The 24,203-nt window shown below is 63.0% G+C and carries 22 protein-coding genes; 14 read left to right on the forward strand and 8 right to left on the reverse strand.

Going from position 1 to position 24,203, the window contains the following annotated elements:
• The 8 genes from ACIQ3Q_RS02270 to phoR all read left to right on the forward strand — a co-directional run.
• Positions 1 to 210, forward strand: a 210-nt coding sequence (locus ACIQ3Q_RS02270) for a hypothetical protein (protein WP_396267345.1), incomplete at its 5' end; no start/stop codon positions are given.
• Positions 211 to 225: 15 nt separating this feature from the next.
• A complete protein-coding gene (gene pstS, locus ACIQ3Q_RS02275) occupies positions 226 to 1,263 on the forward strand; it encodes a phosphate ABC transporter substrate-binding protein PstS (RefSeq protein WP_396267346.1) in 1,038 nt (345 codons plus the stop codon).
• A 105-nt stretch (positions 1,264 to 1,368) separates the two neighbouring features.
• The gene (pstC, locus tag ACIQ3Q_RS02280; RefSeq protein ID WP_396267448.1) at positions 1,369 to 2,355 is read left to right on the forward strand and encodes a phosphate ABC transporter permease subunit PstC; all 987 of its coding nucleotides are present in this window, start codon (positions 1,369 to 1,371) and stop codon (positions 2,353 to 2,355) included.
• Positions 2,352 to 3,221 carry a phosphate ABC transporter permease PstA gene (pstA, locus tag ACIQ3Q_RS02285; RefSeq protein WP_396267347.1) on the forward strand — a complete coding sequence of 290 codons (870 nt, stop codon included), beginning with the start codon at positions 2,352 to 2,354 and terminating at the stop codon, positions 3,219 to 3,221. The genes pstC and pstA overlap by 4 nt, the downstream gene beginning before the upstream one ends.
• A 16-nt stretch (positions 3,222 to 3,237) precedes the next feature.
• Positions 3,238 to 4,023, forward strand: a complete 786-nt coding sequence (gene pstB / locus ACIQ3Q_RS02290) for a phosphate ABC transporter ATP-binding protein PstB (protein ID WP_396267348.1) — start codon at positions 3,238 to 3,240, stop codon at positions 4,021 to 4,023.
• Positions 4,024 to 4,037: 14 nt separating this feature from the next.
• Positions 4,038 to 4,751, forward strand: a complete 714-nt coding sequence (gene phoU, locus ACIQ3Q_RS02295) for a phosphate signaling complex protein PhoU (RefSeq protein WP_396267349.1) — start codon at positions 4,038 to 4,040, stop codon at positions 4,749 to 4,751.
• 25 nt (positions 4,752 to 4,776) lie between these two features.
• The gene (gene phoB, locus ACIQ3Q_RS02300; RefSeq protein WP_396267350.1) at positions 4,777 to 5,478 is read left to right on the forward strand and encodes a phosphate regulon transcriptional regulator PhoB; all 702 of its coding nucleotides are present in this window, start codon (positions 4,777 to 4,779) and stop codon (positions 5,476 to 5,478) included.
• A gap of 5 nt (positions 5,479 to 5,483) precedes the next feature.
• Positions 5,484 to 6,818, forward strand: a complete 1,335-nt coding sequence (gene phoR, locus ACIQ3Q_RS02305; protein WP_396267351.1) for a phosphate regulon sensor histidine kinase PhoR — start codon at positions 5,484 to 5,486, stop codon at positions 6,816 to 6,818.
• Positions 6,819 to 6,894: 76 nt separating this feature from the next.
• On the opposite strand, the gene ACIQ3Q_RS02310 is transcribed toward phoR, so the two are convergent.
• The 4 genes from ACIQ3Q_RS02310 to trxA all read right to left on the reverse strand — a co-directional run bounded on the left by ACIQ3Q_RS02310 (position 6,895) and on the right by trxA (position 10,967).
• Positions 6,895 to 8,565 carry a hypothetical protein gene (locus tag ACIQ3Q_RS02310; protein ID WP_396267352.1) on the reverse strand — a complete coding sequence of 557 codons (1,671 nt, stop codon included), beginning with the start codon at positions 8,563 to 8,565 and terminating at the stop codon, positions 6,895 to 6,897.
• Between the two features lie 91 nt (positions 8,566 to 8,656).
• Entirely contained in the window at positions 8,657 to 8,923 is a 267-nt protein-coding gene (locus ACIQ3Q_RS02315; RefSeq protein ID WP_396267449.1) for a type B 50S ribosomal protein L31, read from the reverse strand.
• 169 nt (positions 8,924 to 9,092) lie between these two features.
• Entirely contained in the window at positions 9,093 to 10,361 is a 1,269-nt protein-coding gene (rho, locus tag ACIQ3Q_RS02320; protein WP_396267353.1) for a transcription termination factor Rho, read from the reverse strand.
• A gap of 279 nt (positions 10,362 to 10,640) precedes the next feature.
• Positions 10,641 to 10,967, reverse strand: a complete 327-nt coding sequence (gene trxA / locus ACIQ3Q_RS02325) for a thioredoxin (protein ID WP_396267354.1) — start codon at positions 10,965 to 10,967, stop codon at positions 10,641 to 10,643.
• Between the two features lie 262 nt (positions 10,968 to 11,229).
• Here trxA and ACIQ3Q_RS02330 point away from each other — a divergent pair, with 262 nt between their 5' ends.
• From ACIQ3Q_RS02330 to ACIQ3Q_RS02340, 3 genes are read left to right on the forward strand one after another with little or no spacing between them, the layout of a single operon-like run.
• The gene (locus tag ACIQ3Q_RS02330; protein WP_396267355.1) at positions 11,230 to 12,984 is read left to right on the forward strand and encodes a serine/threonine protein kinase; all 1,755 of its coding nucleotides are present in this window, start codon (positions 11,230 to 11,232) and stop codon (positions 12,982 to 12,984) included.
• A complete protein-coding gene (locus tag ACIQ3Q_RS02335) occupies positions 12,984 to 15,302 on the forward strand; it encodes an HDOD domain-containing protein (protein WP_396267356.1) in 2,319 nt (772 codons plus the stop codon). Before ACIQ3Q_RS02330 ends, ACIQ3Q_RS02335 begins: the two co-directional genes overlap by 1 nt.
• A 25-nt stretch (positions 15,303 to 15,327) precedes the next feature.
• Positions 15,328 to 16,623, forward strand: coding sequence for an MFS transporter (locus ACIQ3Q_RS02340; RefSeq protein WP_396267357.1), 1,296 nt, complete (start codon positions 15,328 to 15,330; stop codon positions 16,621 to 16,623).
• Positions 16,624 to 16,680: 57 nt separating this feature from the next.
• Here ACIQ3Q_RS02340 and lexA read toward each other — a convergent pair whose 3' ends face one another.
• Entirely contained in the window at positions 16,681 to 17,358 is a 678-nt protein-coding gene (lexA, locus tag ACIQ3Q_RS02345) for a transcriptional repressor LexA (RefSeq protein ID WP_396267358.1), read from the reverse strand.
• Positions 17,359 to 17,425: 67 nt separating this feature from the next.
• Here lexA and ACIQ3Q_RS02350 point away from each other — a divergent pair, with 67 nt between their 5' ends.
• Positions 17,426 to 18,370, forward strand: coding sequence for an asparaginase (locus ACIQ3Q_RS02350; RefSeq protein WP_396267360.1), 945 nt, complete (start codon positions 17,426 to 17,428; stop codon positions 18,368 to 18,370).
• On the opposite strand, the gene ACIQ3Q_RS02355 is transcribed toward ACIQ3Q_RS02350, so the two are convergent.
• Positions 18,371 to 18,796, reverse strand: a complete 426-nt coding sequence (locus ACIQ3Q_RS02355) for an organic hydroperoxide resistance protein (RefSeq protein ID WP_396267361.1) — start codon at positions 18,794 to 18,796, stop codon at positions 18,371 to 18,373.
• 91 nt (positions 18,797 to 18,887) lie between these two features.
• On the reverse strand, positions 18,888 to 19,352 hold the full coding sequence (locus tag ACIQ3Q_RS02360) for a MarR family winged helix-turn-helix transcriptional regulator (protein ID WP_396267363.1): 465 nt from the start codon (positions 19,350 to 19,352) through the stop codon (positions 18,888 to 18,890).
• Between the two features lie 230 nt (positions 19,353 to 19,582).
• Here ACIQ3Q_RS02360 and ACIQ3Q_RS02365 point away from each other — a divergent pair, with 230 nt between their 5' ends.
• Together ACIQ3Q_RS02365 and iaaH are read left to right on the forward strand one after the other, a co-directional pair.
• Positions 19,583 to 20,341 (forward strand): response regulator transcription factor, encoded by a 759-nt coding sequence (locus ACIQ3Q_RS02365; RefSeq protein WP_396267364.1) that lies wholly within the window; start codon positions 19,583 to 19,585, stop codon positions 20,339 to 20,341.
• A gap of 73 nt (positions 20,342 to 20,414) precedes the next feature.
• A complete protein-coding gene (iaaH, locus tag ACIQ3Q_RS02370) occupies positions 20,415 to 21,983 on the forward strand; it encodes an indoleacetamide hydrolase (protein WP_396267365.1) in 1,569 nt (522 codons plus the stop codon).
• Here the strand turns inward: iaaH and ACIQ3Q_RS02375 are convergent, their stop codons facing one another.
• Positions 21,984 to 23,999 carry an ABC-F family ATP-binding cassette domain-containing protein gene (locus ACIQ3Q_RS02375; RefSeq protein WP_396267366.1) on the reverse strand — a complete coding sequence of 672 codons (2,016 nt, stop codon included), beginning with the start codon at positions 23,997 to 23,999 and terminating at the stop codon, positions 21,984 to 21,986.
• Between the last annotated feature and the right edge of the window lie 204 nt (positions 24,000 to 24,203).

Below are 24,203 nucleotides of genomic sequence, written 5' to 3' on the forward strand. Positions count from 1 at the left end.
GCGGACAGTGCGCAAGGCGCATATCGGTTCTGGATGTGCTTGCTTGTTTGGCCTGAAAGTATTATAAATCAAATACTTGCAGGTGATTCGATGGGCTTTTCTGGCCAGTGTCTGATGAGCTTGTGGGTGCAGGACTTGTCATATCGCTGTCACACAGCAGCCCTACAGTTCACCCCATCACGAGCACTTCTGCTCGGTGGCATTCACTGAAGAAAGGTCTGACACATGTTCAATACCCTTGCAAAGTTCACTGTCGCCAGCATGGTGCTGGTCAGTGGGTCTACCGTTTTGGCGCAGGAAGTGACCGGCGCTGGCGCCTCTTTCCCTGCACCTCTGTATGCCAAGTGGGCTGCTGACTACAACAAGGCCACTGGCGTGCGGGTCAACTATCAGTCCGTGGGCTCGGGTGCTGGCATCAAGCAAATCAACGCCAAAACCGTTGACTTCGGTGCCGCCGACATGCCACTGACGGATGAAGTCCTGGCCAAAGATGGCTTGGTGCAGTTCCCCGCCACCATTGGCGGCGTGGTGCCCGTGGTCAACATCAAGGGCATTGCCCCGGGCCAAGTCAAGTTGACTGGTCAACTGCTGGGCGACATTTATCTAGGCAAGATCAAGAAGTGGAATGACCCCGCTTTGACTGCGCTGAACCCTGGCGTGCCACTGCCCGATGCCGACATCGCTTTGGTGCGGCGTGCTGATGGTTCTGGCACCACCTTCATTTTCACCAACTACCTCTCCAAGGTGAACCCTGAGTGGAAGACCAAGGTCGGTGAAGGCACGGCGGTGAACTGGCCCTCGGGCGCGGGTGGTAAGGGCAATGAAGGGGTGGCAGCTTTTGTGTCGCGTCTGCCTAACTCCATTGGCTATCTTGAGTACGCCTACGTCAAGCAAAACAAGATGACTTTCACCTTGTTGAAGAACAAGGACGGCAACTTCGTGCCCCCTAGCGACACGGCCTTCAAGGCTGCCGCTGCGGGTGCTGACTGGAGCAAGACTTTCTACCAGATCACCACCGAGCAACCTGGCAAGGATTCTTGGCCCATCACCAACCCCACCTACATCCTGATGCACAAGACACAGGACAAGCCCGAGGTGGCGTCCCAAGTGCTGAAGTTCTTCAACTGGGCTTTTGTCAACGGTGACAAGGCCTCTGATGACCTGGACTACGTGCCGCTGCCGGACTCAGTGAAGGCCTTGGTGGCCCAGCGCCAGTGGTCGCAAATCAAGGACTCCTCTGGCAAGGCTGTCGCCTTCAAGTAATTGACTCCGAGCCCAAAGCGGGTGGTGCGCTAGCGCCACCCGCTTTGTCACGAAATCAGGAGTCCCCTCATGAGTACGACTGTGTCAGCCTCTCCACTCCCCTCTATGCATTCAGACGCGCAGGTGTCGCCCAGCGGTGAGCCGCCCTCGCGCGTGCGGCGCCTGCCCTGGGCCGACAAGGCGTTTTCGGCCGTCGCCCATGGCGCCGCCTGGCTCACCTTGCTGCTGCTGGTCGCCATCATTGGCTCCCTGGTGGTGGGTGCGTGGCCAGCCATTCAAGAGTACGGCATCGCTTTCCTGTGGTCCACCGACTGGGACCCCGTTCAAGAGAAGTTTGGCGGCCTGGTGATGATTTACGGCACCTTGGTGTCCTCGCTCATCGCCTTGATCATTGCGGTGCCTGTCAGCTTCGGCATCGCCATCTTTCTGACTGAGCTGTCCCCTAACTGGCTCAAGCGCCCTTTGGGCACCGCCGTGGAGTTGCTGGCCGCCGTTCCGTCCATCGTGTACGGCATGTGGGGCCTGATGGTGTTCAGCCCCTTGCTGGCCACCTATGTGCAGGGTCCGCTGCAAAAGACTTTTGATGGCGTTCCTTTTCTGGGTGCGCTGTTCTCTGGCCCCCCAGTGGGCATTGGCCTGCTGTCGGCCGGCATCATTTTGTCCATCATGATCATTCCCTACATCGCCTCGGTGATGCGGGATGTGTTTGAGGTGACGCCGCCCATGCTCAAGGAGTCGGCCTACGGCTTGGGTTGCTCCACCTGGGAGGTGGTGCGCAATGTGGTTCTGCCGTACACCAAGACGGGTGTGGTGGGCGGCATCATGCTGGGCCTGGGGCGAGCTTTGGGCGAGACCATGGCCGTCACCTTCGTGATCGGCAATATGAGCCAGCTGAACTCGCTGTCTCTGTTTGAGGCTGGCACCAGCATCGCCTCGACCTTGGCCAATGAGTTCGCGGAGGCCGGTGATGGTCTGCACCAAGCGTCGCTGATCTACCTTGGTTTGGTGCTGTTCTTCATTACCTTTGTGGTGCTGGCGCTGTCCAAGCTGATGTTGTCCCAACTCAAGAAGAGCGAAGGGAGCCGTTCATGAGCACCTTGACCCAACTCGACCCCGCGCGTTTGGCGCGCCACAAAGGCCGTAAGCGCGTCAATGCGGTGGCGTTGACGCTGTCTTTGGCCGCCATGTCCTTTGGTGTGTTTTGGCTCCTTTGGATTCTGTTCGAGACCTTCCGCTTGGGCCTGGGTGGCCTGAGTTGGCAGGTTTTTACCGAGATGACGCCGCCGCCTCAGGAAGCTGTGGGCGGGCTTGCGAACGCCATTTACGGCTCTTTGCTAATGGTGTCCTTGGCCACGCTCCTGGGTACACCCATTGGCGTGATGGCAGGCGTGTACTTGGCTGAATACGGGCAGCGCACCTGGCTGGGTCGAACCACGCAGTTCATCAACGACATTCTGCTGTCGGCACCTTCCATCGTGATTGGTCTTTTCATCTACGCCGTCGTCGTGGCCAAGATGAAGAGCTTCTCGGGCTTTGCGGGCATTTTGGCCCTGGCCTTGATTGTGATTCCGGTGGTGATCCGCACCACCGAGAATATGCTCAGCCTGATCCCCAATGCCATGCGTGAGGCTGCGTATGCGCTGGGCACGCCCAAGTGGAAGGTGATTCTCAGCATCACGCTGAAGGCGGCACGCGCAGGGGTGGTGACGGGTGTGCTATTGGCTGTGGCCCGCATTGCCGGTGAGACTGCACCGCTGTTGTTCACGGCCCTGTCCAACCAATTCTGGACCAGCAGCCTGGGCGAGCCCATGGCCAGCTTGCCGGTGACCATCTTCAAGTTCGCCATGAGCCCCTATGAGAACTGGCAGAAGCTCGCTTGGGCGGGTGTCTTCTTGATCACCATGGGCGTGCTGGCGCTGAACATCATTGCGCGGGTTTTCCTCCGCAACAAACACTGACATTAAGGTGAACACCATGGACGCCAAAGTTGAATGGCCGGTGGCCGAGAAGGCCAAGATTGCGGTACGTGATCTGAACTTTTACTACGGTAGCTTTCACGCGCTGAAGCACATCAATCTCGATATCCCCGAAAAGAAAGTCACGGCTTTCATCGGCCCATCGGGCTGCGGCAAGTCGACCCTGCTGCGCACCTTCAACCGCATGTTCGAGCTCTACCCCGAACAGCGGGCTGAAGGCGACATCTTGGTTGATGGCCAGAATGTGTTGGACCGTAAGCTGGATGTTTCGCTGATCCGCGCCAAAGTGGGCATGGTTTTTCAGAAGCCCACGCCTTTCCCCATGTCCATCTACGACAACATCGCCTTTGGCGTGCGTCTGTTCGAGAAACTCTCCCGCGTGGAGATGGATGAGCGGGTGGAATGGGCGCTGAAGAAGGCGGCCCTTTGGAATGAGGTCAAGGACAAACTGGGCCAAAGTGGCTCAGGCCTGTCTGGCGGCCAGCAGCAGCGCTTGTGCATTGCGCGAGGCATTGCCATCAAGCCGGAAGTGCTCTTGCTGGACGAACCCTGCTCGGCGCTGGACCCTATCTCGACCGGCAAGGTCGAAGAGCTGATTCACGAGTTGCGCGAGGACTACACCGTGGTCATCGTGACCCATAACATGCAACAGGCGGCACGGGTCTCTGACTACACCGCCTATATGTACCTCGGCGATCTGGTGGAATTCGGCCCGACGCGAGACCTCTTCATGAAGCCCAAGAAGAAGGACACTGAGGACTACATCACCGGTCGATTTGGTTGATTCAGGGAAAGAATATGAGCGATAAACACCTCTCTACGCAATTCGACAGCGAACTGTCCAGCATCTCTACCCGCGTGCTCGAGATGGGCGGCTTGGTCGAGTCCCAAGTGGCCCAGGCCATGTATGCGCTGAACCACTTCAGCGCTGAAACCGCCAGCCAGGTTTTGGCCACTGAAGAGCGCGTTAACACGATGGAAGTCGAGATCGACGCCGATCTCTCCGCCATCATTGCGCGGCGCCAGCCCACGGCGCGTGATCTGCGCTTGTTGATTGCCGTCTCCAAGACGATCGGCAACCTCGAGCGCGTCGGCGACGAAGCTGCTCGCATCGCGCGCACCGTGCAACGCCTCATCAACACCGGGGTGTTCAGCCGCTTGCGCCTGCCTACCGGTGATGTGTCGTTTGAATCGGACCTGGCCATTGCCTCGCTGCGCAAGGCGCTGGACGCGTTTGCTCGCTTGGACGCTGTGCAAGCCCTGGAGGTGATCAAGGGCGACAACCAGATCGACCAAGAATTTGACGGCCTGATGCGCAAGCTCATCACCTACATGATGGAAGACCCGCGCACCATCTCCGCCAGTATCGACTTGGTCTTTGTGGCCAAGGCGATTGAGCGGGTGGGTGACCATGCCAAGAACTTGGCCGAGCAGATCATCTACATCGTGAAGGGCACCGACGTGCGCCACCACTCCATGGAGTCGGTGGAGTCCGTGGCCTTGAACCGTTGATCTTCAAGCGGAGCCAGACATCACGATGACTACGATTCTGGTCGTTGAAGACGAGCCCGCGATCGGCGAGCTAATTGCCATCAATCTCCGTCACGCGGGCTTCAAGGTCGTCTTAGCTGAGACAGCAGAGGCCGCCCAATCCGCCGTCGATGGCGTGTTGCCGGAGTTGGTGCTGCTGGACTGGATGCTGCCCGGTCAGTCCGGTGTCTCGCTGGCGCGGCGCTGGCGGGCGGATGCGCGCACGCGTGCACTGCCCGTGATCATGCTCACTGCTCGGGCTGATGAAGCAGACAAGATTGCCGGCCTGGATGCAGGCGCCGACGACTATCTGACCAAACCTTTCTCGCCCAATGAGCTGTTGGCACGCATTCGAGCCGTCCTGCGGCGTCGACAGCCCGAGGCCCTGGATGCGGCTGTGAGTGTGGCTGGCCTCATCTTAGACCCAGGCACCCATCGGGTGAGCTATGAAGGGCAGGAGCTGAAGCTGGGCCCGACGGAGTTCCGGCTGTTGCACTTTCTGATGAGCCATGCGGAGCGTGTGCACAGTCGCGCACAGTTGCTGGACCGCGTCTGGGGGGACCATGTGTTCATCGAAGAGCGCACCGTGGATGTGCACATCAAGCGCCTGCGAGAGGCGCTGGCGGTGGGCCAGTGTTCCCAGATGGTTGAAACTGTGCGTGGTGCCGGTTACCGCCTGACTGCGCAGGCAGGTGTGCGAGTAGACTGACGCTTATGTTTTGGTTAGTTCCTCGCGCCTTGGTGCCTATGCTGCTGGTCGGCTTGGGTGCCCTGCTGGGCGCTTGGCTGGGCCGTGTGTGGGGATGGCCCGTGGTGGGTTCAGTGCTGGGCGGCATGGCGGGCTCTGCGGCCTGGACACTGGTAGACACCCTTCGCGCCGGCCGCCTGATGCAATGGCTCAGCAGTTCCCTGTCGACGGCGTCGCCGGCCTTGGTGGGGCTCTGGGGCGAAGCGGGGCTGCGCATGGAGCGCGCCCTGCGCAGCCGTGAGCGCGAGATCCAACGTGAGCAAGAGCGGCTGACTCAGTTTCTCAGTGCCATCGAGGCCTCGCCCAATGGCGTGCTGCTTTTGGATGTCAACGACCAGATCCTCTGGACCAACCGCGTGGCGGCAGACCAGCTGGGCTTGCATCCACAGCGTGACTTGCAGCAGCGGGTCACCAACCTCGTGCGTGCGCCTGCCTTTGTGGCCGCTTTGCATGAGCGCGAAGCCTCGATGACACCCGTTCAAATTCCTGGCCTCGGTGGTCGGGGCTTGATCTCTGTGTTGCTTCGGCCCTATGGCGAGGGGCAGCGCCTCATGCTGACTCAAGATGTGACTGAACGCGAGCGCGCTGACGCCATGCGGCGTGACTTCGTCGCCAACGTGTCCCATGAGATTCGCACCCCATTGACGGTGCTCGCAGGCTTTGTTGAGACCATGGCGGGTCTACCTTTGAGCGACGAAGAGCGCCGCCGCGTGCTGACACTGATGGGTCAGCAGACCCAACGCATGCAAGCGCTGGTGGGCGACTTGCTGACCCTGGCGCGCCTCGAAGGCAGCCCCAAGCCTGCGGTGGAGAGCTGGTGGCGCCTTGACCGTGTGGGTCGACAGGTCGAGTCCGATGCCCGGGCTTTGTCGGGTGGGCGACATCAATTGAGCTTTGATTGGGGCGTTGACTTGGAGGTGGCTGGGAATGAAGGCGAACTGCTCAGCGCCGTCGCCAACTTGGTCAATAACGCGGTGCGCTACACCCCTGAGCAAGGCCGGGTGACTGTCTCGACCCAGCAGAGAGAAGATGGTGGCCTGGACATCGCCGTGTTGGACACAGGCCCGGGCATCGCTGCGGAGCATGTTCCCCGTCTGACGGAGCGCTTTTATCGGGTCGATAGCAGCCGCTCACGCGACACCGGCGGCACGGGTTTGGGGCTCTCTATCGTCAAGCATGTGGCGCAACGCCACGGCGGCGAATTGCGCATCAGCAGTGAAGTGGGACAGGGCTCAAACTTCACCATCAGCCTGCCAGCTATTCGGGTCAGGCAGTGCGAACTGCAGGCTCAGATCCACTGAAGACTTGCGGCTTGGGCGGGCTGGGCATGTGTGCCGGGCTCGAAGAGTGCGTGCCAAGCTGTCGCAGCCTCGGTGCTCAGAGCCCTTCTTGCCGATAAATCAAGAGCTTTTCTTGCCGATCCGTGGGCCGTCGGGCCTCGCCAAGCAACTGCCAGCCGGGTGTTTGCGGTGCGGTCTGATCGGCCCTTAAGTTGAGCAGCCACCACGGGCAAGGCTGCGATAAGTTGCTTTGGGCATCGGCTGCAGAGATCACTTTGTACGCCCCCATCGCCTCCAAGGCGGCGACCTGAGGACGCGAAAGACCCGCAGCACGCACGCACTGGCCTGCGGGCACCGTTTTGGCGATCGCTTGCACCCACGGTTTGGGGCTGCGAGCGTAGTCCAGCACGGGCAGCCAAAGCGTCATGGTCAAGAGCCAAGTCAGGGCAACGCCGCTGGCGGGCAGTACCAGGCTCTTCCATAAGGGGTGACGATTGCGAGAGGTGCGCCAGCGCACCAGCCAGATCCAGGCCACGGTGCCCAATAGAGCGGCCCCCAAAGCCAGTGCCGAGAAGCTGGGCACAAAGCCGGGCGCGAGCCGCAGGATGTTGGCCAGGGGCTTGGCGGGTACGCCCAGGTGCATGGACGAGTAAATCACCCATACCGACAGCGCGGCGATGCTGAAAAAGAACACCGAGAACCAGTCGATCAGTGCCCCGGCGCTGCGGCGCAGGGTGGGCAGGGCAAAAGCGGCCAACACCGCCAGGCCCGGCAAGGCCAACATCAAAGCACGGTCAGAGCCGCCCATCACCAAGCTAGCACCCAGGCCGACAGCCAAGGCGCCCAAAGGAATCGAGATATGGCGTCTCAGCCATTGGCGCCGCCATTGCCACAGGGTCCAGCAGGCCATGGGCCACAGGGGCCAGGTGAACCATAGCAAGAGCTTGAGGACGTCCAAGACCTCATTCCCGCTGTCTGGCGCACTGACCCGCCAATGCCAGGCACCAAAGCCCCAAGCGGCCAGTGCGGCCAAGACGCTGGAGCCTAGCCACCACAGCGTCAGCCGGTGGACTTGCGGATAGGCAGATCGGGCGCAGATCAGCACGGCCACGATGCCCAAGGCGACGGCCACAGCCGGTGCTCCACTGCTTGCCAAGGCTGGCAAAGAGAGCAGGGCGGCGGCGCGGCTTCCGACTTCTCGGTACGGAGCGGCGGCCAACGCCCAGAGCCAAAGGGCAACGCCGCACAACTGCGCCAGCTCAGGCGTGGTTTCGTGCCCCAGCTGCAGCAAGCCCAAACTGGCAATGGTGGCCAGCAAGGCGCCATCGGCCAAGGCTCGGGCATAGTCCAGCGGGGCGGCTTCGCCCCCGAAGGCAAAGGCAAGCGGCTGGGCGGCCTCGGTGCGTGCCAAATGAAAAGTGGCGTACCAGATCAAGGCCAAGGTGCCTGCCAACAGCAATGCAAAGGGCAGGCGGGCCGCTAGAGCCGGATCCAGCAGCGGGCCCAGAGCTTGAATGGCCCACGCACCCAAGGCGTGGGGCAGTACAGCCACATCGGCCGCGAGGCCGCCTAAGCTGGGGTTCAGCCAAGAGGTGCGGCCCTCGGCCATGGCCAGCATGGTGGCGTAGGTGGTGAGGTCGGCATTGCGCCACGGATCTCGCCCCACCAGCCCCGGCAGCAAATAGGCAGCGCAAAACAGCAGCAGCGCCAGACGAGGCAGGCGCTGGGCGGCACGCTGAGTGACAAGGGCGGGAGTGGCGAGGCTCACAGCAGAGGTTCAGGGCAGAGAATCATGAGCGGCGAAGCTGACAAGAAAAAAGGCAGCCTGAGCTGCCTTTTTACCGCGAGAGCGCAAAGACTCAAGCAGACTTCTTGATGCCGACGCGCGCAAACTTGTTGCGGAACTTCTCGACGCGACCGCCCAGGGAGTCCACGCTCTTTTGGGTGCCGGTGTAGAAGGGGTGCGATTCGCTGGAAGTTTCGAGCTTGAACAGCGGCATTTCGCGGCCGTCTTCCAGGGTGATCTTTTCCTTGCTCGGAGCGCAAGAGCGCGTCACGAACTTGAAGCCGTTGGACTGGTCCACGAAGCAAACGTCGCGGTAGTTCGGGTGAATGCCGTCTTTCATGTCTTCATTGGCGCGGTCAAGCGCCCCCTTGTCGCGCAGCGCAGAACTGCTGTGCTGCTTTTGCTGTTTACTCGCTGTTGAGCCGGGAGCCACGCGCCACCCCATGTGGGCGCACTTTCCGACAGCGGTAAAACCTTGGATTGTAGCCTATAGAACCGCGAACAGGCTATCAGCCGCCGCGCCGCATCATCTCGAAGAAGTCCAGATTGGTTTTGCTGGACTTCATCTTGTCGAGGATGAACTCCATCGCCTCGATCTCGTCCATGTTGTAGAGCAGCTTGCGCAAGATCCAGGTCTTTTGCAGGATCTCAGGCTTCAGCAGCAGCTCTTCACGGCGAGTGCCTGAGCGGTTGATCTGGATGGACGGGTAAACGCGCTTTTCGGCCATGCGGCGGTCCAGGTGGATTTCGCAGTTGCCGGTGCCTTTGAACTCTTCGTAGATCACCTCGTCCATCTTGGAGCCGGTGTCGATCAGGGCGGTGCCGATGATGGTCAGCGAGCCGCCTTCTTCGACATTGCGCGCCGCACCGAAGAAGCGCTTGGGGCGCTGCAGGGCGTTGGCATCAACACCACCGCTCAACACCTTGCCGGACGACGGCAGCACGTTGTTATAGGCGCGAGCCAAGCGGGTGATGGAGTCCAGCAGGATCACCACGTCCTTCTTCAGCTCGACCAAGCGCTTGGCGCGCTCGATCACCATTTCGGCCACTTGCACGTGGCGGGCTGCAGGCTCGTCGAAGGTGGAGGAAATGACCTCGCCGCGCACCGTGCGCAGCATTTCGGTCACTTCTTCAGGGCGCTCATCGACCAGCAGCACGATCAGGTGCACGTCGGGGTGATTGGCCACCAGGGCGTGGGCCAAGTTCTGCATCATGATCGTCTTGCCCGTCTTGGGCTGGGCGACGATCAAGGCACGCTGGCCCTTGCCGATGGGGGCGATCAGGTCAACGATGCGGCCGGTGATGTTGTCTTCGGCCTTCTTCATGCCCTCACGTTCCAACCTGAACGCTTCCTTGGGGAAGAGCGGGGTCAGGTTTTCGAACATGATCTTGTGCTTGTTCTCCTCGGGGGTCAGGCCGTTGACACGGTCGACCTTGACCAGCGCAAAGTAGCGCTCGCCGTCCTTGGGAACCCGCACTTCACCCTCGACCATGTCGCCGGTGTGCAGGTTGAAGCGCCGCACCTGGCTGGGGCTGAGGTAGATGTCGTCGGTGGACGCCATGAAGCTGCTGTCCAGCGAGCGCAGAAAGCCGAAGCCGTCGGGCAGCACTTCGAGCACCCCGTCGCCGAAGACCTGCTCGCCCGCTTTGGCGCGCTTCTTCATGATCGCGAACATCAGCTCCTGCTTGCGCAGGCGGGCGACGTTGTCGATCTCGAGCGCCTCGCCCATCTCGATCAGTGCCGAGACGTGAAGCGCCTTGAGTTCAGATAAATGCATCGGAAATCACCCTCTGGGTGTGCCGCCATGCCCGTCGCGACAACAAACCTGAGGCTTGTGCAGCGGGCTCAGATGATCCTGAGCCTGGGCAGTCCAGGTGGTGCAATCCACTCGGGTGCGGTGCGGAAAAATCTTGTCGGGGGGATCTGTGGGCTGCACAGCAAGAATGTGCATGGTGGCGCGAGCATCTCAAACCCGTACCCCGGCAGCCCTGGAGCCTGCGGTGTGTCCGAGGCAGAGGCGGCGCAAAGCGCCTCCCCAACCTCAGCACAGGCGTGATTATAGTTGAGCGTCGACGAAGGCCTTGATCTTGGCCTTGGGGTGGTTGCCCACCAAGGTGTCGGCAAACTGGCCGTTCTTGAACAGCATCAGGGTGGGGATGCCACGAATACCGAACTTGGCCGGGATGGCACGGTTTTCATCGACATTCATTTTGGTGATTTGGACAGTGGCGCCATATTCCTTGGCCAACTCTTCCAAAACCGGGGCAATGGCCTTACAAGGGCCGCACCATTCGGCCCAGTAATCGACCAGCACCAGCTTGTCAGATTGCAGGACATCGGCTTCAAACGAAGCGTCGGAAATGTGCTTGATCAATTCGCTCATGGGAAATTCCTGTGGGGGAGTCCGCGGCGTTTTGGAGGGTGGCGCTGACTGTCGACTAACAGCCTCTGCGGCGCACCCCAACCGGGTCGCGTTGATTCTGACACAAAGGGGCGCAGATTGTTGAAGCGTGTCCTACACCCCGTTGGAGGCTGCGGGGACCGCCCGCGAGGCTGGGAAAAGATCACGGAAACGCCGCTTACTCTGGCCGCTACAAACTGCGACGGGGCGTTTCAATCCTATGGCAATTCGCCCTACCTCTGTCATGAATTCCACGTCCGCATCGTCACCTTCCAATGCCGCTTCTGCGGGCAAGGCCGTACGCATGTTCGGGCGCTTTCAATTGCTGAGGCTGTTGGGAAAAAGCGCCAGAACCATGGTCTGGCACTGCATAGACAGCCGCAGCCAGATGGAGTGCATGCTGGACATCCCGCGTGATAAGCCGGCGGGCGGGGCCTTGACAGCCTGGTTAGAGGCCGTCAAGCGAGGCGCGCGCTTGAACCATCCCCAACTGGCTCAGCCTCTGGAGGTTGGAGAGCACGATCGCTGGCCTTATGCAGTGTATGAGCGCGGCCAATGGGTGTCTTGGGCCGAGAAAATCTCAACCAAAGGTCTGCCGCCGGCCGAGGTGGCCAAGTGGACGGGCCAGATCGCCCGTGGCCTGGCTTTTGCGCATGAGGCAGGTATCAGCCACCAAGACCTGCAGCCCTTTCATTTGCTGATCGATGACGACCAAAATGTTTGCGTCATGGGGCTGGAAGTGGCCTCAAGGGCGCAAACTGCCGACGGCTCAGGCGGGCTGGAGTCGCTGCGCGCAAACCGCAATGCCGCTGAGGACGATGTGCTCGCCTTGGGCCTGATCTTGCATCACGCCTTGGCTGGGCAGCCAGCCCTGGAAGAGGCCGACGTCAGCTTGGTCATGGGGCGCATGGCGCCGCGTGGCTCAGAGTTTGTGCGCCTGCCCTGGGCACTGCCCAGACCCGTGCCAGACCCTTTGCGAGCCATCGTTAACCGCGCCACAGATCGCCAAGAAAAGCAGCGCTATCTCACCGCCCGTTCCTTCCTGCGTGCGCTCGAGGGTTGGCTGAGCACCACCTCAGACCAAAACGGCGGCCCGCTGGCCATTTTGATGGACCGCCTGCGCAGCGTCGGGGTCTTGCCCGCCATGCCTGGTGGCGCCGACCGCGTGGCGCACCTGATCTTGCTGGAAAAGGGGCGCACAGCCGAATTGGCTGAGATCGTGCTCGAAGACTTGGCCCTGACTTACGAGCTCCTGCGCGTGGTCAATACCGCCCAAGTGCGTGGCGGGCAAGTCTCGGGAGACGGCCCCGTGCTGATGCTGCGCCGCGCCATCTCCATGGTCGGTCTAGAAGGGGTGCGCCGCGCTGCACTGAGCCTGCGGGCCTGGCCCGGCCCCATGAACGAAAAGGCCGCTGAAGAAATGGAGCGGCTGATTCAACGCGTTAAGCGCGCCGCCCGCATTGCCACCCGTTTGGCCCCAGCGGGCTACGACGCTGAGGTCATTGCGCTGATCACCACCTTGCAGAACTTGGGTCGCATGATGGTGCAGTACCACTTCCCGGAAGAGTCCCTGCAGATCCGCCGCCTGATGCATCCGTCTGAAGCTGCGGCAGGCACCTCTGCCGAACAAGGCATGACCGCTGAGGCCGCCTCCTTTGCCGTGCTGGGTACCGACTTGGAGTCTTTGGGCGTGGCGGTGGTGCGGCAATGGGGCTTTGATGAAGCGGTGCTGACCATGATCCGCCGCTTGCCCACCAACACGGGCCTGAAGATGCTGGAAGGTGACAACGACCTCTTGCGTGCCACTGCCAGCTGTGCCAATGAGCTGATGGACGCACTGTCTCTGCCACCCAAACGGGTCGGCCAAGCTCTGAGTGCCGTTGCTAGCCGCTACGGCCGGGCGCTTCACATCACGCCCAAAGACATTCAAGACGCGATCCAAGCGGATTCGGCGCCTGCAGGCAGTGCCACGGCTGAGCAAGGCCTGGCCTCCGCCTGATGCCCACGGCCATGACCGCGCAGATTGGCCGTTTCAAGCTGCTAGAGCGCTTGGGCCAGGGCGCGCAGGCGGTGGTGTGGTGCGCGTTTGACCCCAACCTGCAGCGCGAAGTTGCACTCAAACTTTTTCGCAGTGATCTGCCTGCCGCAGAGGTCGATGCTTGGCTGCGTGAGGCGCGCCTCATGGCGCGGCTCAACCCCCCCGGTATCGTGGCGGTGCACGACGTGGGCCGAGATGGCGCCCAGCCCTTTGTGGTGCTGGAGCGCGTGAAAGGCCGTAGCCTGACAGAGCATCTGCAAGAACACGGTGCGCTGGCCCCGCGTGAAGCGGTGGCCTTGATGCTGCCGGTGCTGGAGGCACTGGCTTTTGCCCACCGGCACGGCATTGTTCATCGCGACCTCAAACTTTCGAATGTGCTCTTGGGTGACGACGGCCGCCCCCGCGTGATGGACTTCGGCATTTCCGGGCGCATGGCGCAAGATCACGATGGCAGCATCGTTGGCACGCCGTCCACCATCTCACCCGAGGCCGCGCAGGGCTTGGCTCCCACACCGGCCATGGACGTGTACTCGGCTGGCATGGTCTTGGGCCACTTGCTGTGTGGCCAGCCCTTGCGCCAAGAGCGTGACCCATGGCGCGCCATTCAAAGTGCTATCAGCGATGACATTCATTGGCCCAGCGCTGACCAGTGTGCAGCCGCCCAGGCTGTGGACGACGGCTTGCGCTCGCTGGTGTTGCGGGCTGTAGCCCGAGACCCCAGCGTGCGATTTGCCGATGCAGCCGCATTGGCCGCTGCTCTCACGCGTTGGCTGGAACCCGACCCGGCACCGGTGCAAGACGCCCAGCACAGCACGCTGAACTTCCTTTTGCGCCGCATGCGTCTGCACGGTGACTTCCCCGCGCTGAGCGACTCGGTGATGCGCATCCAGCGCATCGTCGGCTCCGATGCCGGTAGCTTGGGGGCCTTGTCCGACGAGATCATGAAAGACGTGGCGCTGACTCATAAGCTCTTGCGCTTGGTCAACACGGTGCAGTTCCGTCGGGCCAATGCAGCCGAGGTGACCTCGGTCGCCCGGGCGGCTGCCTTGGTGGGCTTTGCCGCCATTCGCAACATGGCTTTGTCAGTGATGCTGCTGGAGCACATGCAAGACAAGGCTCAGGCCGAGCGCATGCGCAGCTTGTTCTTGCGGGCTTTGCTGACCGCCGCGCTGTGTGATGAGCTGACCCCCATTGGCCCCGAGCGCGAGGAATCCTTTTTGGCTGGCCTGCTCAGCCACCTGGGCCGCTTGCTGGTGCAGTACTACTTGCCCGAAGAAGCGAGGCAGATCGACGCGCGCGTGCAGGCTTCGGGCCAGTCTGCGTCGGCCTCGGTGGACAGCGCTGCTCGTGCAGTGCTGGGCCTCAGCCTGCACGAGTTGGCTCACGGCGTGGCCCAAGCATGGCAGTTGCCACCCAGCCTGCTGGAGGCCATGAGCTTGCCCCACGGCGAAGTGCCCAAACGCGCCTTGCAAACCACGCCTGAGCGCTTGCGCTGGCGCACGCGCCTGGCTCATGACATGGTGGACACCCTGTTGAGCCAGGAGCCCGAAGCCGCAGCCAATGAGATCGCACGCTTGGCGCACAGCTATGCGCGGGCGCTGGGCTTGTCGGCCGACCAGATTCAAGCGGCGGTGCAGGTGGCCCGAGCGCAACTCGTGTCGCTGGCCGCCAGCTTGCATCTGCCTCTGGGCCAAGGGCCGCTGGACCGACGCCTGAGCGGCTTGGCTTCCCCAAAGCGCCCCGCGCCGCATGACCCGGAGTTGGCCCAACAGCAGTTGGAGCACAGCATCGAGCAGGTGACGGACTCTTTGGCGGCAGACAGTTTCAGGCTCAATGACGTGCTGTTGATGGTCTTGCAGGGCTTGCAGCAGGCATTGGATGCCCGCACCGTGGTGCTGGCGCTCAGAGACCCGGCCACCGGCAGCTTGCTGGGCCGTTTGGCGGTGGGCGAAGAAGCCGATCATCTGCGGGCGCAGTGCCGCGTGGAGCTGCGCAGTGGTTTGGCCGCCGACTTACTGGCTGCCGTCTGCATCAAGGGCAAAGACACCTTGATCAGCGACGCACAGGCCTCGACCTTGGCGCCGCGCTTGCCCGCTTGGCTGCGCGAACACACGCCGCGCAGCTTCTTGCTGCTGCCTCTGCTGCGACAGGGCGTGCCCTTTGCCTTGATCTACGTGGCCTATGACGGTGAAGAAGCCCTGACCTTGAGTGACCGCGAACTGGGACTGGTGCGCACCTGGCGCAACCAAGCCTTGATGGCCTTCAAGACAGCGGCCTGACAGCGCTTTCCGTTAACCTCGGGTCATGAGTGAGGCGAGTACCCTAGACGCCGCAGCGCCCTTGCGCCTGCGCGATTTCCCAGACTACCTTCGGCTGATGCTGGCCCGCATCAGCGGCACCACCGCCAACCAAATGCTGATGGTGGCACTGGGCTGGCAGATGTACGACCTGACGGGCAGTGCCTGGGATTTGGGCTTGGTGGGGCTCTACCAATTTGTGCCCGCCTTGGCCTTGACCCTACCTGCAGGGCACCTGGCGGACCGGTACGACCGCCGCCTCTTGCTGGCCATCAGCCTGCTGATTCAAGCCTGCGTGGCCACCGTGTTGTTGTCGGGCAGCTTGGGCCTGTGGGTGGACCGCGACACCGTGTTGGCCACCTCCGTCATGTTGGGCGCAGCCCGGGCCTTGCAAATGCCCAGCTTGTCGGCCCTCACACCCTCTTTGGTGCCCGCAGCGCTGCTGCCCCGGGCCGTGGCGGTCAGCAGCACTGCCATGCAGGCCGCTGTCGTGGCTGGCCCAGCCTTGGGCGGTGCGCTCTATGCATGGGGGCCTCGGTGGCTGCATGCCCACGGTCTGGTTCAGCAGGGCGGTGGCCCGGCCTCGGTTTACGGCATGAGTTTGTGCTTGCTGGCGCTGGCGGTGCTGGGCGTGGCGGCCATTCGCACACGGGCTCAAGCGGCAGAGCGCCGTGCGGCCAGCTTCGAAACCCTGACCGCAGGGGTGCGCTTCATCTGGCAGCGGCCCGTGCTGCTGGGCGCCATCTCGTTGGACTTGTTTGCCGTGCTCTTGGGAGGTGCGGTCGCGCTGCTGCCCATCTATGCCAAAGACATCTTGCACACCGGGCCTGACGGCTTGGGCGTGCTGCGGGCCGCGCCTGCGTGCGGCGCGTTGGTGGTCGGCCTGTGGTTGGCCCGGCGCCCTATAGAGCGGCGAGCCGGAGCTTGGCTATTGGGCGCCGTGGCGGTGTTTGGCGCCTCCACCATCGTGTTTGGCCTGTCCACCCACTTTGGCCTGTCCCTGGTGGCCTTGGCCATCTCGGGGGCCTCAGACATGGTCAGCGTGGTGCTGCGTCAGTCGCTAGTGCAACTGGAGACCCCGGACGAGATGCGGGGCCGGGTGGCCGCCGTGAGTTCGGTGTTCATTGGAGCCAGCAACCAACTCGGGGAATTTGAGTCGGGCGTCACCGCCTCATGGTGGGGCCCCGTGGGCGCTGTAGTGGCCGGTGGTGCGGGGACTTTGCTGGTGGTGGCCACGTGGATGCGGCTGTTTCCGGCCCTTGCGCAGCGAGATCAGCTCTACAGCGGCAAGCCAGCAGGCTAGACCGGTGGCAAGCGCGCACGCTGAGGCGCGACGCGCCTTCCTCCCCTCGAAGCAGCTTCAAAACACCATGTTCTGGCGCACCAAGCCCACGGCAATGCCTTCAATGAAAAAATCTTCGCGCTCAGGCGTGACGACGATGGGGGCGAAGTCGGGGTTTTCGGGCAGCAGCTCGATCTGGTTGCGGCTGCGATGCAGGCGCTTGACGGTGACTTCGTCGCCCAAACGCGCCACCACAATTTGGCCGTTACGCGCATCGGCCGCGCGTTGCACGGCCAACAAGTCGCCGTCCATGATGCCGACATCGCGCATGCTCAGGCCCTTGACCTTCAGCAGGTAATCGGGCTTGGTGCGGAACAGGCTGGCTTCAAGCACATAGTTTTGCTCGATGTGCTCCTGCGCCAGAATGGGCTGGCCTGCAGCCACACGGCCCACCAGGGGCAGGGTGAGTTGAGCCAAACCAGGGATGGGCAGCATCATCTGCTCGCTGCGAGCTTGGTTCATGGCGCGTAAAGTGCGGCCCTGTAAGCGGATGCCGCGCGAGGTGCCGCCCAGCAACTCAATGGCGCCTTTGCGCGCCAGCGCTTGCAGGTGCTCTTCGGCCGCATTGGGCGACTTGAAGCCCAGCTCGGCGGCGATCTCAGCCCGCGTGGGCGGCGCCCCCGTCAGCTCCATGGTGCGTGTCACCAAGTCCAGCACCTGTTGTTGGCGCGCGGTGAGTTTGGGGCTGTCGGTCATGATGGGCGAGCCTGATAAAGGCTGAGGTTGTATCCAGTATCTGTATTTTTATCCAGACTTCATCGAAATGCAAAACAAAGCTGAAAAGATCGTGCTCTTGGGCACCGGTGGCACCATTGCAGGCACCTCCGCCCAGGCGGGCGACAACGTGGGCTACACCGCAGGCCAGCTCAGCGTGGGGCATCTGATCTCGGCCGTGCCTGCCTTGGGCGGCGTGCCGCTAGAGGCCGAACAAGTGGCGCAGCTCGACAGCAAAGACATGAGCCATGCGGTGTGGCAGGCCTTGGCGCAGCGGGTGGCTCACCACTTGGCGCGAGCGGACGTGGCGGGCATCGTCATCACCCACGGCACTGACACCTTGGAGGAAACGGCTTGGTTCTTGCACCGCGTGTTGGTGCCGACCAAGCCCGTGGTGCTGACCTGCGCCATGCGCCCGGCCAGCTCTTTGCAGCCGGATGGCCCGCAAAACCTGCTGGATGCTGTGACCGTGGCGCAAAGCCCGCAGGCCGCCGGTGTGCTGTGCGTGGCGGCAGGCCAGGTGCTGGCGGCGGCCGATGTGCGCAAGGTGCACGGCTACCGCATCGACGCTTTTGCAGCGGGTGATGCCGGGCCAGTGGCGCGGGTGGAAGAGGGGCTGGTGCTGCCCTTGCGGCTCTGGCCGCAGGCACAAGCCTTGGGCTTGGCCTGCCTGATGCGCGACACCGCGCACTGGCCCCGGGTGGGGGTGGTGTGCAGCCACGCGGGCGTGGAGCCCTGGGCGGTGGAGGCGGCGCTGGCCGCTGGTCTGGACGGCCTGGTGGTGGAGGGCACGGGCAATGGCACCCTTCACCAGGCTTTGGAGGCTTCCTTGGCCCAAGCTCAAGCGCAGGGCTTGCGCCTCATGCGGGCTTCGCGCTGCACAGCAGGCGGTGTGGTGGGCGAGGTGCCCCGGGCGCTGCCCTCTGCAGGCCTGCTGACCCCCGCCAAAGCCCGCGTGGAGCTGCTGCTGCAGCTCCTCGCTGCTCCCGCTTAATCAGGCGACCGTCAAGGTCACGTCGATGTTGCCGCGCGTGGCGTTGGAGTAGGGGCAGACTTGGTGGGCTGCAGCCACCAGGGCCTCAGTGGCAGCACGCTCCATGCCGGGCACGGTGATGGTCATCGCGACCTGAATGCCGAAGCCGCCGGTGATGGGGCCGATGCCCACGCTGGCGCTGATGGACACGTCGTCCGGCAGCTTGATCTTCTGGCCTGCCGCCACGGCCTTCATGGCACCAATGAAGCAGGCGGAGTAACCCGCCGCAAACAACTGCTCGGGGTTGGTGCCTGCACCACCCGCACCACCCAGTTCACGCGGTGTGGAGAGGGTGACCGACAGCGCGCCGTCGTCCGACTTGGCGGTGCCAGTGCGGCCACCGGTGGAGGTGGCGTGGGCGGTGTAGAGAACTTTGTCGAGTGCCATGATGTTTCCTTGTAGGGTGAGGGACGGGTGAAGGGTGTAGGGCCTGTTAACACTACGGCAACGCGTCCCCTTGCCGTAGTGTTAACAGGCCCTAGGCGGCAGAAGCCGCCGTGAGGCGCTCACGCAGGGCCTTCAACTCCTGCGTGAGCCTGGAAATCTCGGCCAGGTCACAAGCCACGGCACAAGTGATGTGCTCGGGGATGGCTTGAGCGCGTTGGCGCAAGGTGCGACCGGCAGGCGTCAAGTGCACCAACACCCGCCGCTCGTCGGCGTCATCGCGCTGCCGCTCGATCAGCCCTGCGGTTTGCAGGCGCTTGAGCAAAGGGGTGAGCGTGCCGCTGTCCAAGAACAGGCGTTCGCCGACTTGCGACACGGCCAGCCCGTCTTGCTCCCACAGCACCAGCATCACCAAGTACTGCGGGTAGGTCAGCCCCAGCGGCTCTAGCAGCGGCTTGTACAGCTTGGTCATGGCCAGCGAGGACGAATACAGCGCAAAGCAGAGCTGGTGGTCCAGGGCGAGCCAGGAGGCCGGAGGTGACGGTGATCGGCGGGGCATGAGCTGAATTGTGATGTGAGCGATTAAATTGTGTACAAGATAAAAAATTGACCCTGCCACCGACAAGGGCACCGTCGACCTAGAGAGTCCGGGAATGTCCTGTCCTGATTTGTCAGGACGCTGGCTGTCCGCTGGGAGATGCGGCCGCACAATCCAATGCGAGGGTCATCAAGCTGTTTGCCGCCGCCACGACAAGCGTCGTGAAGCCCTGACTGGATGGGAGTTTGGCCATGTTCTTGAACACGCGACAGCTGAGTTTGCTCAGCCAAATCATGCAGGCTTTGGCAGAGCCGCATGAGGAAATGGCCCTGCGGGAGCAGATCGGAAGTTGGGTCTTGGACCTGCTGCAAGCACAGTTCTACGCCAGCTTTGTCTGGCAGCCCGGCAGCCAGGCCTTTGAGCGGCCGGTGATCATCAATATGGACCCAGGCAATTTGGACCGCTACCTGGCGCACTACCAATATCACGACCCCATCACGCCAGTGATGCAGCGCTACCGGGTGGCCATTCGTGCCACTGATGTGATGGCGCAGCCCGCGCTGATGCGCACCGAGTTTTTCAACGATTTCTTGGCCCGAGACGGCCTGCATTGGGGCGTCAATCTCTACGCCTGGCAGGGCGGCCAAAACATTGGCGACATGCGCATTTGGCGCGACAAGCGCCGCGAGAACTTCAGCGCTGATGAATTGCAACTGCTAGACCTCATCGGCCCAGCCTATGTGGCGGCCCTGGCCCGCGCGCGACAAGGGCAGGGCGCGGTGGCGGTGCCGTCTGCCTCTGCGGCGCTGGCCACTGCGCTCAGCCCGCGTGAGTGGCAAGCCGCGCGCATGGTGGCGCAAGGTCTGGCCGACAAAGAGATCGCCCGCGCCCTGGGGGTCAGCATCACCACGGTCAGAACCCACCTGGAGCGCTCGTTCCGCAAACTCGGTGTGCACAACCGCGCGGGCCTGGCACACGCGCTGTCCCAGTGTCCTGAGCCTCGAGGATAGTGCTGCGCGAGAGGTCTTCCTAGGATGAAGCCTTGCCGCCTCAGTGCGGTTGGCCTTCACCTTCAGGACCCTCATGTCGACCTCCCCACGCACCCCCGCCCGTTCTCCTTCTCGTCGTCGCTTTCTGCGTGCCAGCAGCATGGTGGGACTCTCTGGCCTGGTAGGCACCAGCCTCTCGGCCTGTGGAGGCTCAGACCCCGCCGCTCCGGACCCCTTAACCGCCTCGTCGTCCGAAGTGCTGGATGCGGTGCAGCGCGGCACGCTCAGCGCTGAAGCTTGCGCCAATGCCTTGATCGCCCGGGCAAAACAGCAGGCTGACCTCAACAGCCTGATCTTTTTGAATGAAGCTGCGGCGCTGGCGGCTGCACGGCAGATTGATCAAGACCGCCAGGCTGGCAAGTCGCTGAAGCCCTTGGCGGGCCTGTTCATCGTCGTCAAGGACAACATCAATACGGCCGACATGCCCACCACCTCGGGCACACCCAGCCTGCAAAACGCTCGGCCCACCACCACCGCGCCGTCGCTCAAGCGGCTGACGGACGCAGGTGCCATCGTGCTGGCCAAGTCCAATCTGCACGAGTTGGCCTTTGGCATCACCAGCACCAACCTGAGTTTTGCCAAGCCCGTGAAGAACCCCTACGACAAGACCCGCATTCCCGGTGGCTCGTCGGGCGGCACGGCGGCCGCCATTGCGGCGGGCATCGTGCCCTGTGGCTTGGGCACAGACACGGGCGGCTCCACCCGCGTGCCGGCGGCCTTGTGTGGCGTGGTGGGCCTGCGCCCCTCGGTGGGCAATGGCGGTGCGCAGCGCCGCTACACCGACACCAACGCCGTCATGCCCATCAGCCACACCCGAGACACGGTGGGGCCTTTGGGGCGCACGGTGGCCGATGTCGCCTTGCTCGACTCTTTCATCACCCAAACCGCCCGGGCTCAGCCGGCCTCACTTCAAGGGGTTCGCCTGGGTGTGCCAGCAGCCTTCTGGGCGGGTTTGGATGCCTCGGTGGCCCCCACAGCGCAGGCGGCCAAGGCCAAGCTGGCGGCGGCAGGCGCGGTGCTGGTGGACATGGACATCCCAGGCCTGTTCAGCACCAATGACCTGATTTCCTTCCAGGTCGCCCTGCACGAGCCCATTGCCGACATTCCCGCCTACTTGGCGGCCAGTGGCTTGACCGGCCAGAGCATTGCCAGCATCGCTGCGGCCATTGCCAGCCCGGACGTGCAAGGCGCCTTCGGGGCCATTCAAGCCGATGTCTTTGGCGCGGCTTATCCGGACGCTATCAACATCCATCGCCCTGCGCTGCAAAAGCTCTATGCCGATGCTTTTGCAACGCACAAGGTCGAGGCCTTGTTGTTCCCCACCACCTTGTTGGCCGCCACCCCCATGGACTTGGTGAAGGGCTCCGGCACCGTCAGCGTCAATGGCGGCCCGCCGGTGGATACCTTTGGCACCTACATCCGCAACACCGACCCAGGCTCTAACGCCGGCATTCCGGGCCTGTCGGTCCCTGCGGGTTTGAACGCGGCCGGGCTGCCCGTGGGGATGGAACTGGACGGCCCACTGGGCTCAGACCAGCGTTTGCTGAGCCTGGGCCTGGCGCTGGAGGCGGTGTTGGGGCGCATGCCTGCGCCCAAGCTTTGATCAGCCGGCGGCCTCGATCGCCTCAATCTCGCCGGTTAGCTCCAGCCAGCGCTCTTCCAACATCGCCACCTCGGCGGCGATGTGGTTGAGGCGGCGGCCGGCTTCGGCCATGTCGGGGCCACTCAAGGCCCCGGCCACGATCTGGGCTTCGATGCTGTCGCGCTCCTTGCCCAGCTTCTCGATGCGTTGCTCGGCGGTGCTCAGCTCATTGCGCAGCGGCCGGGTTTTGGCCGCCAGTTGTTGGCGTGCGGCGGCCGAGGCCTTGCGGTCGGCGTTGCGCGGCGCGGGGGCTGTTGTTGCCTGGGCGGTGGGCGCTGCAGCGGCTACCGGAGCGGCCGCCGGGGGCGGGTTGGCGGCGGCTGCCTTTTTGGCGCCCTTGCCATTGGCCTCGTTCAGCGCACGCTGGGCCTCGCGGCTGCGCTCCACCAGCCACTTCTGGTAGTCGTCCAGGTCGCCATCAAAGGGCTTGAGGGCGCCATCGGCCACCAGCCAAAACTCGTCGCAGGTTTCGCGCAGCAAGGCCCGGTCGTGGCTGACCAGCATCACCGTGCCTTCAAACTCATTGAGCGCCATGGACAGCGCCTCGCGCGTGGTCAGGTCCAGGTGGTTGGTCGGCTCGTCCAGCAGCAGCAGGTTGGGGCGTTGCCACACCAAGCTGCCCAGCACCAGACGCGCTTTTTCACCGCCCGACAAGGTGCCGATGACCTGGTGCACCATCGCGTCCACAAAGCGGAACTGGCCCAGGAAGTTGCGCAACTCCTGCTCGCGCGCGTCCATGCCCAGCGTCTTGCTCAGGCGGGTCATGTGCTGCAGCGGCGTGTCGTCGGCGTGCAGCAGGTCCATCTCCTGCTGCGCAAAATAACCAATGGATAAGCCCTTGCCTTCGGTCATGGTGCCAGCCAGGGCGGGGTTCATGCCCGCAATCATCTTGACCACGGTGGACTTGCCCTGGCCGTTGGCACCCAAAATGCCAATGCGCTGGCCCGCCAGCACGGTGCGGTTGATGCCGTGAACAATCGGCTTGTCGCTGCCGTCTGGGTTGGCGCCGGCATAGCCCGATATCACGTCGCTCATCGCCAACATCGGGTTGCGCAGGCTTTGCGGCTCGCGGAACTCAAAGGTGAAGTCGCTGGCGGTGAGCACCGGGGCCAGCTTCTCCATGCGAGCCAGGGCCTTGACGCGGCTCTGCGCCTGCTTGGCCTTGGAGGCCTTGGCCTTGAAGCGGTCAATGAAGTGCTGCAGGTGGGCAATGCGCTCCTGCTGTTTGGAAAACGCCGCCGCTTGGTGCTCCATGCGCTCGGCACGCAGCTCTTCAAAGGTGGTGTAGTTGCCGCCGTAGCGCGTCAACTTGGCGTCTTCCAGGTGCAAGGTGACCTTGGTGATGGCGTCCAAAAACTCACGGTCGTGGCTGATGACCAGCAGCGTGCCCACATAGCGGCTGAGCCAGTTTTCCAGCCACACCAGCGCGTCCAAGTCCAAGTGGTTGGTGGGCTCGTCCAGCAGCATCAGGTCGGCCGGGCACATCAGTGCGCGGGCCAATTGCAAGCGCATGCGCCAACCGCCTGAAAAGCTGTTGACCGGCGCTTCCAACTGCTCGCTCTTGAAGCCCAGGCCCATCAGCAGCGCTTGCGCACGGGCGCGTGCGTCAAAGCTGCCGGCCTCTTCCAGCGCCACATAGGCTTCGGCCATGGCATTGCCGTCGTCCGCCGCCAAGGCGGCATCCAAGGCCGCTTGGGCGCGCATCAGCGGCATGTCGCCTTGCAACACAAACTCGGTGGCCGAGTCCTCGGTCTCCGGCATGGCCTGCGCCACTTCGGTCAACTGCCACTTCGGCGGCATTTCAAAGTCGCCACCATCGGCCTGCAGCCGCCCGGCCAAGAGCGAAAACAGGCTGGACTTACCGGCCCCATTGCGGCCAATCAGGCCCACCTTTTCGCCAGGGTTGAGGGTGACAGAGGCACCGTCCAACACCACTTTGGTGCCGCGGCGCAGGGTCAAATTGCGAAGGCTGATCATGCCGGGGTTTCAAGAGCGAATACCGCCACAGAGCCACAGAGGCACTGAGGGGAGGGAAGGGGTTTCAAGGGTGAGGCAGCAGGCATCCAGCGCGGTGGGCGCGGGGGCTGCAAAGCCGGTGGCACCAGCGCTTGCGCACAAGCGGCTTGGAGCAAGGTGAGCTGGATTATCGGCTATCGTGGCTCGCCCAGCTTGAGCGAGCGG

It is taken from the genome of Ideonella sp. (assembly GCF_044358605.1).
Taxonomy (GTDB): domain Bacteria; phylum Pseudomonadota; class Gammaproteobacteria; order Burkholderiales; family Burkholderiaceae_C; genus Ideonella.

Excerpts from the sequence above, each read along its gene's own strand:
- pstS (WP_396267346.1), top strand. The coding sequence starts at position 226 with ATGTTCAATACCCTTGCAAAGTTCACTGTCGCCAGCATGGTGCTGGTC.
- pstC (WP_396267448.1), top strand. The coding sequence starts at position 1,369 with ATGCATTCAGACGCGCAGGTGTCGCCCAGCGGTGAGCCGCCCTCGCGC.
- pstA (WP_396267347.1), top strand. The coding sequence starts at position 2,352 with ATGAGCACCTTGACCCAACTCGACCCCGCGCGTTTGGCGCGCCACAAA.
- pstB (WP_396267348.1), top strand. The coding sequence starts at position 3,238 with ATGGACGCCAAAGTTGAATGGCCGGTGGCCGAGAAGGCCAAGATTGCG.
- phoU (WP_396267349.1), top strand. The coding sequence starts at position 4,038 with ATGAGCGATAAACACCTCTCTACGCAATTCGACAGCGAACTGTCCAGC.
- phoB (WP_396267350.1), top strand. The coding sequence starts at position 4,777 with ATGACTACGATTCTGGTCGTTGAAGACGAGCCCGCGATCGGCGAGCTA.
- phoR (WP_396267351.1), top strand. The coding sequence starts at position 5,484 with ATGTTTTGGTTAGTTCCTCGCGCCTTGGTGCCTATGCTGCTGGTCGGC.
- ACIQ3Q_RS02315 (WP_396267449.1), bottom strand. The coding sequence starts at position 8,923 with ATGAAAGACGGCATTCACCCGAACTACCGCGACGTTTGCTTCGTGGAC.
- rho (WP_396267353.1), bottom strand. The coding sequence starts at position 10,361 with ATGCATTTATCTGAACTCAAGGCGCTTCACGTCTCGGCACTGATCGAG.
- trxA (WP_396267354.1), bottom strand. The coding sequence starts at position 10,967 with ATGAGCGAATTGATCAAGCACATTTCCGACGCTTCGTTTGAAGCCGAT.
- ACIQ3Q_RS02330 (WP_396267355.1), top strand. The coding sequence starts at position 11,230 with ATGAATTCCACGTCCGCATCGTCACCTTCCAATGCCGCTTCTGCGGGC.
- ACIQ3Q_RS02335 (WP_396267356.1), top strand. The coding sequence starts at position 12,984 with ATGCCCACGGCCATGACCGCGCAGATTGGCCGTTTCAAGCTGCTAGAG.
- ACIQ3Q_RS02340 (WP_396267357.1), top strand. The coding sequence starts at position 15,328 with ATGAGTGAGGCGAGTACCCTAGACGCCGCAGCGCCCTTGCGCCTGCGC.
- lexA (WP_396267358.1), bottom strand. The coding sequence starts at position 17,358 with ATGACCGACAGCCCCAAACTCACCGCGCGCCAACAACAGGTGCTGGAC.
- ACIQ3Q_RS02350 (WP_396267360.1), top strand. The coding sequence starts at position 17,426 with ATGCAAAACAAAGCTGAAAAGATCGTGCTCTTGGGCACCGGTGGCACC.
- ACIQ3Q_RS02355 (WP_396267361.1), bottom strand. The coding sequence starts at position 18,796 with ATGGCACTCGACAAAGTTCTCTACACCGCCCACGCCACCTCCACCGGT.
- ACIQ3Q_RS02360 (WP_396267363.1), bottom strand. The coding sequence starts at position 19,352 with ATGCCCCGCCGATCACCGTCACCTCCGGCCTCCTGGCTCGCCCTGGAC.
- ACIQ3Q_RS02365 (WP_396267364.1), top strand. The coding sequence starts at position 19,583 with ATGTTCTTGAACACGCGACAGCTGAGTTTGCTCAGCCAAATCATGCAG.
- iaaH (WP_396267365.1), top strand. The coding sequence starts at position 20,415 with ATGTCGACCTCCCCACGCACCCCCGCCCGTTCTCCTTCTCGTCGTCGC.
- ACIQ3Q_RS02375 (WP_396267366.1), bottom strand. The coding sequence starts at position 23,999 with ATGATCAGCCTTCGCAATTTGACCCTGCGCCGCGGCACCAAAGTGGTG.